Raw genomic sequence first — 11,498 nt, forward strand, 5'->3', positions numbered from 1 at the left:
GGTTGCTATTGCAGGACGGAGTCCGCATCGCCGAAGGTGCGGGCCAGCACGATCTCGGTGATGGCGACGAGCGTTTCCGCGCGGGTCTTGAGGTCGGGGGCTTCCAGCAGCGCCTGCTTCTCGGCCGGACCGAAGGGCGACATCATCGACAGGGAGTTGACGAGGGTGAGGTTGCTTGCACGCTCGACGCTTTCCCAGTCCGCTTCGAGCTTGTTGGCATCGAGATAGGCGCGGAAGGCGGCAAGGAGGGCGGCGCGATCGACCTGCGCCTCTTCATCATCGCCTCCGGCGAGATCCGTCATGAAGGGCGCTATGCGGAAGTTGCGGTAGGGCTTGGAACCGGGAACCTCTTCCATCAGGCGGAAACGGCATACGCCGCCGAGCGAAACGAGATAGCGGCCGTCGCCGGTCTCGGTGAACGAGGTGATGCGGCCCATGCAGCCGACCTGCGCCAGCGGCGGCCGTTCCGGCAGGATATCCGCCTCCGGCACCTCGCCGAGCGCCGGCTGGATCATGCCGATCAGGCGATTTCCCGCCAACGCATGATCGAACATGGCGAGATAACGCGGTTCGAAGATGTTGAGGGGGAGCTGTCCGCCGGGCAGCAAAAGCACACCCGAGACCGGAAAGATCGGCAAAATCCCCGGAACGTCGTTTTCAGTCAGATATCTGGCATTCCCGACATGCATGAAATTGTACCCACTCCAGCCGCTTCCGGCCGCAACCGTCCTTATAATGTGGTTGCGGCGAGGGGAATCTCAAGGGCGGAAGCGTATTTCCTCGCTCACGAGAACAGGATCGACGACAATTTGCGGCGCGCCATGATGGTTGCGGGATCCTTTGGGCCCCAGACCTCGAAGAACTGCAGCAACTGGCGGCGCGCGCCGTCGTCGTCGAATTCGCGGTCGTGCTTCATGATCAGCAGCAGGTGTTCGGCCGCTTCCTCGCGTCGTCCCTCGACATTGCGGATCTTGGCGAGTTTCATCCGGGCTTCATGATCGTCCGGATTGAGCGCCAGCGCATGTTCGAGCGCCACGGGATCGCCCAGCTTGCGGGCCTCGTCGATCTGCTCGAACTTCTTGAGAAGCGCCTGGATTTCGGCCGTCTTCTTCACCTCTTCCGGCAGGCTTTCCACCAGCTGCCGGGCACGGTCCTGCTGGCCAGCGGCAAGCATGCATTCGGCCATGCCGGCGATCGCCTTGGGATTCTCCGGCTCGGCCTGCATGACGGCGCCGAAGAGCTGTGCGGCCTCCTGGATGTTGCCGGCGGCAAGCAGGGTTGCCGCTTCCTCCAGCGCTGCCTCGATCTCGGCCGCCTGATCGGCGCCGGCAGGGCCTGCGACCTTGTCGATGAACTGACGGACCTGGCTTTCCGGAAGCGCGCCCATGAAACCATCGACCGGACGGCCGTTGACGAAGGCGATGACTGCGGGGATCGATTGAATGCCGAGCTGGCCGGGAATGGCCGGATGGTCATCGATGTTCATCTTGACGAGCTTGACGCGACCGCCGGCCTCGTTGACCACCTTTTCGATCACCGGGGTCAACTGCTTGCATGGGCCGCACCAAGGCGCCCAGAAATCGACGAGAACCGGCTGGTTGCGGGATTCCTCAATGACGTCCTTGGTGAAGCCCGCGGTGGTAGTGTCCTTGATGGCCGCGCCACCGGCGGCTTGCGCCGGAGCGGCGGGGGCGCCACCGAAATGGGCCTGGCCCGTCATCTGGCTGCCGAAACCGCCATAGGGATTGCTGTTATCGCTCATCGAAATCTCTCCCGCACCTTGGGGCCTCTTCGGGGGCCGAGTCTGGCTTAAGATCGTATGTCAGGCCGTGACTTTCAAGACAAGCGGTGTGTGACCGGTTGCTTCAAGAAAGCGAATAAGATCATCGCGGCCGATCGAGGTCGTCGCATCGTTGGAAAGGGGATGACCGTTGATGATGTCATGCTCCATCAGGTCGGCATCCAAAACGAAGGTGACGTTGTGGCCGGTGTCGTTGATCGCGCCGAAGACGGTGACGGAGCCGGGAATGACACCGAGATATTCCATCAGCTTTTCCGGCTTGCCGAAGGATACCTTGCTGGCCGCGCCGATCAGCGTGTGCACCGTCTTCAGATCCACTACGGCGTTTTCCTCGACGGTGAGCAGGAAGAAGCGATCCTTCTTGTCCTTCACGAACAGGTTCTTGGTGTGACCGCCCGGGATCTCGTCGCGCAGGGAAACCGATTCGGCGACGGTGAAGACCGGTTCGTGACGGGCCGTCTTATGCTCGATCTTCAGTTCGTCGAGAAAGCGAAAGAGGTCGTCGGCGGTCTTCGGTGCGGTGGTTTCTGGATCGGTCGTCATCGGAGGCTCTCGGGGGGCGGATTTCAGGGAAGTGCAGATGAAAAATAGAGGCCGTCTGGCCGTCGGCGGAGAGTGATACGTCCGCTTGCCGGGCTTGGCAATCGTTCCTTTTACCTGAAAAGCCCGGTTTTCCGGGCTTTTCGAGGCGACGTGATTTTTTCTCGAAAATTTCGTCATTTCCCTGTTGCATTTGAAAAACGGTTGGGCCATATACCGCCCGTCGCCGCAACGCAGACGACCTTCGATCCACCGACTACCCCCGGATCGTCGACATGAGCGGGTGTAGCTCAGGGGTAGAGCACAACCTTGCCAAGGTTGGGGTCGGGCGTTCGAATCGCCTCACCCGCTCCAGTTTTCCTTCCGAAAAGAACAGCGCAGAGCAGCATTGCTGCTGCCCGGATCAATCCGGCAGACAGACGCAGTTTCGCGTCCTATATTCCCTCGATCCGCATCGGAGGGGACGGCATGGCCGACAGGTTGAGGGGCAAGATTGCGATCATTTCAGGCGGGGCGACCGGCATGGGCGGGGCGGCTTCCAGGCTGTTTGCGGCCGAAGGCGCCAAGGTCGCGATCATCGACCGCAATGGCGAGGAGGCAGCGCGGACCGTAGCTGCCATCCGCGAGGCAGGTGGCACGGCGGAACACTGGGTCGCCGATGTTTCCGATGAAAAAGCCGTCAACGAGGCCGTGAAGGGCGTCGAGGCGCATTTCGGTCCGGTGACCGTTCTCTTCAATCATGCAGGCACGATCGTCATCAAGCCCTTCCTCGAGACCACTGCCGAAGAATGGGACTGGCTGCACGCCGTCAATGTCCGCTCGATGTTCCTGATGACGAAGGCAGTGCTGCCGGGGATGATTGGCGCTGGCGGCGGTTCGATCGTCTGTACCTCGTCTATTTCGGCCGTGGCGGCAACGCCGATGGAAGTGCTCTATGACACAACGAAGGGCGCCGTGCACATGTTTGCCCGGGCGATCGGCGTGGAGTTCCGCGACCGGAATATCCGCTGCAACGCCGTCTGCCCCGGCTTCATCCGCACGCCGCACGGGCTTCGGGAAGTGGCGGAGCTTACCGCCCATGGCGTCGATGTCTCCGAGGCCGCCATTGCCGCCCAGCAGGGCCGTATCGGCGAACCGGAAGACGTGGCGCGCGCCGCGCTCTATCTGGCAAGTGACGAATCGAATTTCGTCAACGGAGCGCATCTCTTCGTCGATAACGGCTTCACCGCCATCTGAGGGAGCGTCCAAGGCCCCTCGGCCTCTTATGGGCCGAGGACCGTCTCAGATCCGTGAGAAGACGTAGTCGGTTTCCTGCCTCAGCACTTCGCCGGGCCGGAGCACCGCGCTCGGGAAACCGGCGTGGTTGATAGCGTCGGGCCAGACCTGGGTTTCGAGGCAGAAACCGGCATAGGGGCCGTATGTTTTGCCGTCCAGTCCGGGAACGGGAATGTCGATATAGACGCCGGCGTAGAACTGAACGCCGGGCTCGGTGGTGCGCACTTCCATGGTGACGCCGGAATTGATGCTGCGGGCAAGCGCCACGCTGCGCTTTGGCGTGCGGGTCGGCGAAAGGCAGAAATTGTGGTCATAGGGCACCTGCGCGCCGTCGATCTCGCGACGGATCGGATGCATGTCCCGGAAGTCGAACGGCGTTCCCTCCACCGGGCGAATCTCGCCGGTCGGGATCAGCACGTCATCGACCGGCAGGTAGTGATCGGCGGCGATCATCAGGTCGTGGCCGAGGATATCGGCGCTGCCGTCGAGATTGAAATAGGCGTGCTGGCAGATATTGGCGAGCGTCGGCTGGTCCGTCTCGCTTTCATAGACGACCGACAGCACGCCTTCGTCCCTGAGCCGGTAGGTGGCGGTGATACGGCAATTGCCGGGATAACCGGCGCGGCCGTCGGGATCGGTGATCGCAAGCGTCACGCTGTTGGATGACAGCCCGATGATTTGCCAGTTCCGCTTTGCGATGCCGTCGGAGCCGCCATGCAGGTGGTTGAGGTCGTTTTCGTTGCGTTCGAGCTGATACGGCTTGCCGTCGAGCGTGAAGGCGCCGCCGGCGATGCGGTTGGAACAGCGGCCGGGCGTGGCACCGAAATAGGGCGAATGGCGCTCATAGTCCTCCAGCCGGTCGAAACCGAGCACCAAGGGTGCAGCATGGCCGTCGAGACGCAGGTCCTGGATCGACGCGCCATAGGTCATGATGCGAGCCGTCAGGCCACCGCCCGACAGGGTGACGCGCTCGACCGTCTCGCCGTTTGCGGTCTGTCCGAAAATCTCTTTCTGCATGGCGTGATCCTGGCTTGGGAAATGGTGAGGAGATAAAAATCAGCGGGAAAGTTCTCTCGCCGCGGTTTCGAGGCCGCCGAGCGTCAACGGAAACATGCGGTCGCCCATCAGCCGACGGATGAGGCCGACCGATGTCGTATAGCCCCAACGGTCCTCCGGCAATGGATTGAGCCAGAGGCTCTTCCTGAAATGACCCGTCAGACGGTCGATCCAGACGGCTCCGGCTTCCGTGTTCCAGTGTTCGACGGAGCCGCCGGAATGGGTAATCTCGTAGGGGCTCATCGAGGCATCGCCGACGAAGATCAGGCGGTAGTCGGAGCCATAGGTTCGGATCACGTCCTCGGTCGCCATCACTTCTGAGTGACGGCGGCGATTGTCCTTCCACACCCGTTCATAGGGGCAGTTGTGGAAGTAGAAGTAATCCATATGCCGGAATTCGGAGCGGGCGGCGGAGAAGAGTTCCTCGACGATGCGGATGTGATCGTCCATGGAACCGCCGATGTCGAAAAACATCAGCAGCTTGACGGCATTGCGCCGTTCCGGCCGCGTCTTCACGTCGAGATAGCCGTGCTCGGCCGTCGAGCGGATGGTGCCGGGCAGGTCGAATTCGTTGGCGGCCCCCTCGCGGATGAAGCGGCGGAGCCGTCTCAGCGCCACCTTTATGTTGCGGGTGCCAAGTTCGACCCCGTCGTCGAGATTGCGGAATTCGCGCTTGTCCCAGACCTTCACCGCCCGGCGGTGGCGCGATTCGTGCTGGCCTATGCGAACGCCTTCGGGATTGTAGCCATAGGCGCCGAAGGGCGAGGTGCCGGCGGTGCCGATCCATTTGGAACCGCCCTGATGGCGGCCCTTCTGCTCGGAAAGCCGCTGGCGCAGCGTCTCCATCAGCTTGTCGAAGCCACCGAGGGCCTCGACCAGTTTCCTGTCTTCTTCCGAGAGGTGTTTCTCAGTCAGCCTGCGCAGCCATTCCTCGGGGATCGGCACGGTTTCCAAGCCGTCGGCGCTGGAGATGCTCTCCAGTCCGCCGAAGATTTCGGAAAACACCCGGTCGAACCGGTCGATATGCCGCTCGTCCTTCACCAGCGCGGTGCGGGCGAGGAAATAGAAGGCTTCGGTGTCGAAATCGGCAAGCCCCGCTTCCACGCCCTCGAGAAGCGCCAGGAACTCCCGGAGCGTCACCGGGATTTTCGCTTCCTTGAGCTTGAGGAAGAAGGGGATGAACATTCAGGGTCTGTCCCTCTGTTCAGAAGTTCTTCTGATAGACGAGGAACGGAGTCTTTTCCGCGATGCGGTCATAGAGCCGGCGCGCGGTGGCGTTGAATTCCTGCGTCATCCAGTAGACCTCCTTCGAGCCTTCCGCCTTGGCCTTCTCGTAGACCGCCTCGATCAGTGCGCGGCCGATACCGGTGCCGCGGACCTCAGGGTCGGCATAGAGATCCTGAAGGTAGCATACATTGTCGATATGCCAGCAGGATCGATGGAAGAGATAGTGCGCAAGGCCGGCGGGCCGGCCATCCACCAGCGCGAGGAGACCGCGATATTCGCCCGGTGCCGAACCGGTCAGCCGGGCGAAGGTCGTGGCATAGATCTCTTCCGGCAGTTCGGTCTCGTAGAAGGCCAGATAGGCCTTCCACAACCGCCGCCATTCGGTCTCGTCTGCTGTCGTGAGCGGACGGATCTCGACGGTTCCCGCCATGGGCTCAGGTCTCCTTGCCGGTGCCGATCGCATCCAGATCGTAGGGTGTCGTCTGGTAGATCTCGTTGATCCAGTTTCCGAACAGCAGATGGGCATGGCTGCGCCAGCGGTTCAAGGGGGTGATCTCCGGATCGTTGTGCGGGAAATAGTCGTGCGGCATCTTGATCGGCACGCCGGAATTGACATCGCGGAAGTACTCGTCGCCGAGCGAGGTCGAGTCGTATTCGACATGGTTGAACATGTAGAGCCGGTTGCCGCGCTTCTCATGCACGAGGCAGACGCCCATTTCATCCGACTCCATCAGGATCTCCAGCCCCGGAACACCCTCGATATCGTCGCGGCGGACTTCGGTCCAGCGGGAGACGGGCACCTGGAAGTCATCCGAGAAACCGTTGAGGTAGATGGAGGACGGCGCAAGGTTGCGGTGGCGGTAGACGCCGAAGGCCTTTTCCTTCAGGTCATGCTTTGGCACACTGTGGAAGTGATAGATCGCTGCCATTGCGCCCCAGCAGACGTTCATCGTCGAATGGACGTTGGTTTCCGTCCAGTCGAGGATCTTTTCCATCTCGGGCCAGTAGGTGACTTCTTCGTAAGGCAGCGTCTCGACCGGCGCGCCGGTGATGATGAAGCCGTCGAACTTGCGCTCCTGCACTTCCTCCCAGGTCTGGTAGAAGGAAAGGAGGTGTTCCTCCGGCGTGTTCTTGGCCTTGTGGCCGCCGATGCGCACGAGGCTCAGTTCCACCTGCAGCGGCGAGGCGCCGATCAGACGGGCGAACTGCACTTCCGTCTTGATCTTGTTCGGCATGAGATTGAGCAGCCCGATCTGCAGCGGGCGGATATCCTGACGGATAGCGGCCGTTTCGGTCATGACCCGCACGCCCTCATGCACGAGGGTTTCAAAGGCGGGCAGGGTATCGGGTATCTTGATCGGCATGTTCGAACTCGACTTTCCGTGTCATGGCGGTTCGGGTAGCCCGGCACCGCGCACATACAAAAACCGGCAGCTTCCAATATCGCCACCGGTCCTCGGAAAGTTTTCGAACTCGCCTCGGCCCTTTAGCGATTTATTTAACGTGGCTGCAAGCCGGCCGGCCAAATCACCACGAGGTCAGTCCTTTACGCCTGTCGGCTGCGCGAATCAACGGAAAAGGTTTTCGCGGTGCAGCACGGGCTTGGCCGGTCTTCCGACGAGGTGGGCGAGCGCATCCGCCATGCCGTAGCCGAGCCTTTGATGGGCCTCGTCCAGCTCGAGCCAGAAGAAGCGGAAACGGATCGGCTCGCCGCCGCCGAACGGCATGGTTTCCCAATGGACCCAGGTTTCTGCCGGCTTTTCCGGCAGCGCTACATGAAAATAGGAGCGCCGGTGGGTGATGAGCGATCCCTTCTGCTCGAAGCGGTAGTCGCATGTCTCGATCAGCCGGAACGGCGCCTTCGGCGCCAGCCCGGTTTCTTCGACGAATTCCCTCAATGCAGCGCGCTCGATGGTTTCCATATGCTCCACCGTGCCGCCGGGAACCTGAAGCGCGATTTCTGGAAAGTCCGGTTCATCGAAAACGAGAAGGCGATCGCGCCATGTCGCGTAGATCAGGACCTTGAATGCATCAGGCATCCCATCAGGCATCGCATCGCGCGTCATCGTCCCTCCCGCCTTGCCATGAAGGCGAGCCGTTCGAAGAGATGGACGTCCTGTTCGTTCTTGAGGAGCGCGCCGTGGAGCTTCGGCAGGGCCTGCTTCGGATCGACGCGAAGGTCGGCGGGATCGACGTCTTCGGCGACCAGAAGACGGATCCAGTCGAGCGCTTCCGAGGTCGACGGCTTCTTGCGCAGGCCCGGTGTCTCGCGGATTTCGTAGAACTGGGTCAGCGCCGCGCGGATCAGGTTCTGCTTCAGGCCGGGATAGTGGACCTCGACGATCCGCGCCAGCGTATCTGCATCGGGGAAGCGGATATAGTGGAAGAAGCAGCGGCGCAGGAAGGCGTCCGGCAGTTCCTTCTCGTTGTTCGAGGTGATGATGACGATTGGCCGGACCCTGGCCTTCACCGTCTCCCCGGTCTCGTAGACATGGAACTCCATGCGGTCGAGTTCCTGCAAGAGGTCGTTCGGAAACTCGATATCGGCCTTGTCGATCTCGTCGATCAGCAGCACGGTCTTGGTATCCGTGGCGAAGGCCTGCCAGAGCTTGCCCTTGCGGATGTAGTTCTTCACGTCGTTGACACGCTCGTCGCCGAGCTGGCTGTCGCGCAGGCGCGAGACGGCATCATATTCGTAAAGGCCTTGCTGCGCCTTTGTGGTCGACTTGATGTTCCATTCGATCATGTCGAGGCCAAGGGCCGTCGCCACCTGCCGGGCAAGCTCGGTCTTGCCGGTGCCGGGTTCGCCCTTGACGAGCAGCGGACGCTCGAGCGCGATCGCCGCATTGACGGCGACCATCAGGTCCTTGTCGGCGACGTAGTCGGCGGTGCCGGTGAATTGCATGGTCTTCTTCCCGTTTTTGGTCGGCCGGAAAGTAATGGGAGGGAAGGTGCGGTGCAAGGTGGACATTGGTTGCCGTTTCTCGCGCCTTACGCAGCCTGACGACGGTTTGCCGAAGCGCTTTCCCTTTCGCTGCAAGATGCGCTATGGGCAGAGCCATGAGGAAAAACAGCTTCACCATCCTGCTCGGCGGGCAACTGACTGCGACCGACCGTCTGAAGGCGGCGATTGCCGGCAGCCGCGTGATTGCAGCCGATGGCGGCATGCGCCATGCGGCGGCACTCGGGCTTGAGCCCGAACTCTGGGTGGGCGATTTCGATTCCTCGCCGGAAGACCTGTCGCGGGATTTTCCCGATGTGCCGAAAATGCCCTATCCGGCGCAGAAGGCCGAGACCGACGGGGCCATCGCCATCGGCGAGGCTCTCGCACGCGGCGCCGAAAGCCTGATCCTTGCCGGCGCGCTCGGCGGCGAGCGGTCCGATCACGCACTGATGCACATGCTGCAGGCGATCAGCCTCGCCAGGCAAGGCCACGACATTCTCCTGACATCCGGCGAGGAAGAGTTCTATCCGCTGCTGCCCGGAGAGCGCGTCATCGACCTGCCGAAGGGTTCGCTGTTTTCCATTCTCGGATTTTCGCCACTGACAGGGCTTTCGATCCGCAATGCCCGTTATCCGCTCGACGATTTCCAACTGCCGTTCGGTTCGTCGCGCACCGTTTCCAATGTGGCGGAAGGTCCGATCGCGCTGTCGCTGAAAAGCGGCGACGCGATCCTGCTTGCCCGCCCCTATGACATGACCGGAGCCTGAAGCCTTGGCGCCTCCCATCCTGAAACTCGATGACATCTTCCTCTCCTTCGGCGGCACGCCGCTGCTTGCCGGCGCCAGTCTGCAGGTGGAGCCGGGAGACCGGATCTGCCTTGTCGGCCGCAACGGTTCGGGCAAGTCGACGCTGATGAAGATCGCGGCGGGCATTGTCGAAGCGCAGTCGGGCGAGGTCTTTCGTCATCCGGCGGCGACCATCCGCTATCTGGAACAGGCCCCCGATTTCGCCGGTTTCTCGACGGTGCAGGCCTATGCCGAGGCGGGACTTGGACCGGGCGACGATCCCTATCGCGTCACCTATCTGCTCGAACATCTGGGGCTGACGGGCCACGAGAATCCGAACAGCCTTTCCGGCGGCGAGGCGCGCCGGGCGGCGCTGGCGCGGGTGCTTGCGCCCGAACCCGATATCCTGATGCTCGACGAGCCGACCAACCATCTCGACCTTCCGACCATCGAATGGCTGGAAAGCGAGTTGCAGAAGACCCGCAGCGCGCTGGTGCTGATCAGCCACGACCGTCGCTTCCTTGAGAAGGTTTCCACCGCGACCGTCTGGCTCGACCGCGGTCTTTCGCGCCGGCTCAATCGGGGTTTCGGCCATTTCGAGGAATGGCGCGATAAGGTGCTCGAGGAAGAGGAAATCGAGCAGCACAAGCTCGGCAAGGCTATCGAGCGTGAGGAACACTGGCTGCGCTATGGCGTGACCGCGCGGCGCAAGCGCAATATGCGCCGGCTCGGCAATCTGCAGAATCTCCGCGCCGAATATCGCGGTCACAAGGGGCCGCAGGGCACCATCCAGGCCAGCGCCACCGAGGGCCGGGAAAGCGGCAAGCTGGTGATCGAGGCGGACAAGATCACCAAGGCCTATGGCGAGCGCACCATCGTCGCGCCGTTTTCCATCCGGGTGCATCGCGGCGACTGCATCGGCCTGATCGGCCCGAACGGGGCCGGCAAGACGACGCTTCTCAAAATGCTGACCGGTCAGCTCGACCCCGACAGCGGCACGGTGAAGCTCGGCACCAATCTCGAAATCGCGGTTCTGGACCAGAAGCGCGAAGGGTTGAACCCCGACGAGACGCTCGCTCATTACCTGACGGACGGGCGCGGCGAAAACCTGCTGGTCAATGGCGAGCAGAAGCATGTGACCGGCTACATGAAGGACTTCCTGTTTCAGCCCGAACAGGCCCGCACGCCGATCCGCAATCTCTCCGGCGGCGAGCGCGCCCGGCTGATGCTGGCCCGGATCATGGCGAAATCCTCGAACCTGCTGATCCTCGACGAGCCGACCAACGATCTCGACATCGAGACGCTCGATCTTCTGCAGGAGATCGTCGCGGGATATTCGGGAACCGTCATCCTCGTCAGCCACGACCGCGACTTTCTCGACCGGACGGTGACGTCCACCATCGCGCCTGTCGATCCGGAAAATCCGGATGGCCGCTGGATCGAATATGCCGGTGGTTATTCCGACATGCTCGCCCAGCGTAAGGGGGCGGAAGAAGAGCGCAAGCGGGTGGAGAAAGCGGAAAAGGCGAAGGCTTCCGGCAGCGCGGACAAGTCTGCCTCGGATCAGGGGTCCAAGGGCAAGGGCAAGCTCTCCTACAAGCAGAAATTCGCGCTCGAAAACCTGCCGAAGGAGATGGAGAAGACGGAGAAGGAAATCGCTGCCCGCGAGGCGAAGATGGCCGATCCGAAGCTCTTCACCAAGGACCCTGCGACCTTCAACAAGCTCGCCGCCGAAATGGAAAAGTTGCGCGCCGATCTCACCCGCATGGAAGAGGAATGGCTGGAACTGGAGATGCTGCGCGAGGAGCTGGAGGGCTGAGGGTCAGAGCATTTCCGGCGAAAACAGATCGCCTTGAATGCTCTATCCCTT

Annotated in this window: 12 protein-coding genes, 1 tRNA gene and 1 riboswitch; of the genes, 4 read left to right on the forward strand and 9 right to left on the reverse strand. The window is 61.9% G+C overall.

Annotated elements, in window-relative coordinates; translation table 11 throughout:
• Positions 1 to 5: 5 nt before the first annotated feature.
• From H4I99_RS16005 to H4I99_RS16015, 3 genes are all read right to left on the reverse strand, one after another.
• Positions 6 to 689 carry an LON peptidase substrate-binding domain-containing protein gene (locus H4I99_RS16005; protein ID WP_163902255.1) on the reverse strand — a complete coding sequence of 228 codons (684 nt, stop codon included), beginning with the start codon at positions 687 to 689 and terminating at the stop codon, positions 6 to 8.
• Positions 690 to 784: 95 nt separating this feature from the next.
• Positions 785 to 1,762 (reverse strand): thioredoxin, encoded by a 978-nt coding sequence (gene trxA / locus H4I99_RS16010; protein ID WP_163902253.1) that lies wholly within the window; start codon positions 1,760 to 1,762, stop codon positions 785 to 787.
• Between the two features lie 60 nt (positions 1,763 to 1,822).
• Positions 1,823 to 2,344, reverse strand: coding sequence for a prolyl-tRNA synthetase associated domain-containing protein (locus H4I99_RS16015; protein ID WP_163902251.1), 522 nt, complete (start codon positions 2,342 to 2,344; stop codon positions 1,823 to 1,825).
• A 276-nt stretch (positions 2,345 to 2,620) separates the two neighbouring features.
• Between H4I99_RS16015 and H4I99_RS16020 the strand changes: the two genes are divergently transcribed.
• A tRNA-Gly gene (locus H4I99_RS16020) sits at positions 2,621 to 2,695 on the forward strand.
• A gap of 114 nt (positions 2,696 to 2,809) precedes the next feature.
• Positions 2,810 to 3,577 carry an SDR family NAD(P)-dependent oxidoreductase gene (locus H4I99_RS16025; RefSeq protein WP_163902249.1) on the forward strand — a complete coding sequence of 256 codons (768 nt, stop codon included), beginning with the start codon at positions 2,810 to 2,812 and terminating at the stop codon, positions 3,575 to 3,577.
• A gap of 45 nt (positions 3,578 to 3,622) precedes the next feature.
• On the opposite strand, the gene H4I99_RS16030 is transcribed toward H4I99_RS16025, so the two are convergent.
• The 6 genes from H4I99_RS16030 to H4I99_RS16055 form a co-directional block, all read right to left on the reverse strand.
• Complete coding sequence (locus H4I99_RS16030) at positions 3,623 to 4,633, reverse strand: aldose epimerase family protein (RefSeq protein ID WP_163902247.1); 1,011 nt, start codon at positions 4,631 to 4,633, stop codon at positions 3,623 to 3,625.
• A 39-nt stretch (positions 4,634 to 4,672) separates the two neighbouring features.
• The gene (locus H4I99_RS16035) at positions 4,673 to 5,857 is read right to left on the reverse strand and encodes a vWA domain-containing protein (protein WP_163902245.1); all 1,185 of its coding nucleotides are present in this window, start codon (positions 5,855 to 5,857) and stop codon (positions 4,673 to 4,675) included.
• Between the two features lie 19 nt (positions 5,858 to 5,876).
• Positions 5,877 to 6,329: a GNAT family N-acetyltransferase gene (locus H4I99_RS16040; protein WP_163902243.1), complete on the reverse strand. Its 453-nt coding sequence runs from the start codon at positions 6,327 to 6,329 to the stop codon at positions 5,877 to 5,879.
• 4 nt (positions 6,330 to 6,333) lie between these two features.
• Entirely contained in the window at positions 6,334 to 7,263 is a 930-nt protein-coding gene (gene metA / locus H4I99_RS16045) for a homoserine O-acetyltransferase MetA (protein WP_163902241.1), read from the reverse strand.
• A 102-nt stretch (positions 7,264 to 7,365) separates the two neighbouring features.
• A riboswitch (SAM riboswitch) is annotated at positions 7,366 to 7,443 on the reverse strand.
• Positions 7,444 to 7,467: 24 nt separating this feature from the next.
• Complete coding sequence (locus tag H4I99_RS16050) at positions 7,468 to 7,965, reverse strand: NUDIX hydrolase (protein ID WP_244625123.1); 498 nt, start codon at positions 7,963 to 7,965, stop codon at positions 7,468 to 7,470.
• Positions 7,962 to 8,804 carry an AAA family ATPase gene (locus tag H4I99_RS16055; RefSeq protein ID WP_163902239.1) on the reverse strand — a complete coding sequence of 281 codons (843 nt, stop codon included), beginning with the start codon at positions 8,802 to 8,804 and terminating at the stop codon, positions 7,962 to 7,964. Before H4I99_RS16055 ends, H4I99_RS16050 begins: the two co-directional genes overlap by 4 nt.
• Positions 8,805 to 8,959: 155 nt before the next feature.
• Here H4I99_RS16055 and H4I99_RS16060 point away from each other — a divergent pair, with 155 nt between their 5' ends.
• Both H4I99_RS16060 and H4I99_RS16065 read left to right on the forward strand, forming a co-directional pair.
• Positions 8,960 to 9,610: a thiamine diphosphokinase gene (locus tag H4I99_RS16060; protein WP_163902237.1), complete on the forward strand. Its 651-nt coding sequence runs from the start codon at positions 8,960 to 8,962 to the stop codon at positions 9,608 to 9,610.
• A gap of 4 nt (positions 9,611 to 9,614) precedes the next feature.
• The gene (locus H4I99_RS16065) at positions 9,615 to 11,447 is read left to right on the forward strand and encodes an ABC-F family ATP-binding cassette domain-containing protein (protein WP_163902235.1); all 1,833 of its coding nucleotides are present in this window, start codon (positions 9,615 to 9,617) and stop codon (positions 11,445 to 11,447) included.
• The last annotated feature ends 51 nt before the right edge of the window (positions 11,448 to 11,498 follow it).

This window comes from Paenirhizobium daejeonense, assembly GCF_014280875.1.
GTDB classification, from domain to species: Bacteria; Pseudomonadota; Alphaproteobacteria; order Rhizobiales; family Rhizobiaceae; genus Allorhizobium; species Allorhizobium daejeonense.

Excerpts from the sequence above, each read along its gene's own strand:
- H4I99_RS16035 (WP_163902245.1), bottom strand. The coding sequence starts at position 5,857 with ATGTTCATCCCCTTCTTCCTCAAGCTCAAGGAAGCGAAAATCCCGGTG.
- H4I99_RS16005 (WP_163902255.1), bottom strand. The coding sequence starts at position 689 with ATGCATGTCGGGAATGCCAGATATCTGACTGAAAACGACGTTCCGGGG.
- H4I99_RS16030 (WP_163902247.1), bottom strand. The coding sequence starts at position 4,633 with ATGCAGAAAGAGATTTTCGGACAGACCGCAAACGGCGAGACGGTCGAG.
- H4I99_RS16055 (WP_163902239.1), bottom strand. The coding sequence starts at position 8,804 with ATGCAATTCACCGGCACCGCCGACTACGTCGCCGACAAGGACCTGATG.
- trxA (WP_163902253.1), bottom strand. The coding sequence starts at position 1,762 with ATGAGCGATAACAGCAATCCCTATGGCGGTTTCGGCAGCCAGATGACG.
- H4I99_RS16060 (WP_163902237.1), top strand. The coding sequence starts at position 8,960 with ATGAGGAAAAACAGCTTCACCATCCTGCTCGGCGGGCAACTGACTGCG.
- metA (WP_163902241.1), bottom strand. The coding sequence starts at position 7,263 with ATGCCGATCAAGATACCCGATACCCTGCCCGCCTTTGAAACCCTCGTG.
- H4I99_RS16015 (WP_163902251.1), bottom strand. The coding sequence starts at position 2,344 with ATGACGACCGATCCAGAAACCACCGCACCGAAGACCGCCGACGACCTC.
- H4I99_RS16040 (WP_163902243.1), bottom strand. The coding sequence starts at position 6,329 with ATGGCGGGAACCGTCGAGATCCGTCCGCTCACGACAGCAGACGAGACC.
- H4I99_RS16025 (WP_163902249.1), top strand. The coding sequence starts at position 2,810 with ATGGCCGACAGGTTGAGGGGCAAGATTGCGATCATTTCAGGCGGGGCG.
- H4I99_RS16050 (WP_244625123.1), bottom strand. The coding sequence starts at position 7,965 with ATGACGCGCGATGCGATGCCTGATGGGATGCCTGATGCATTCAAGGTC.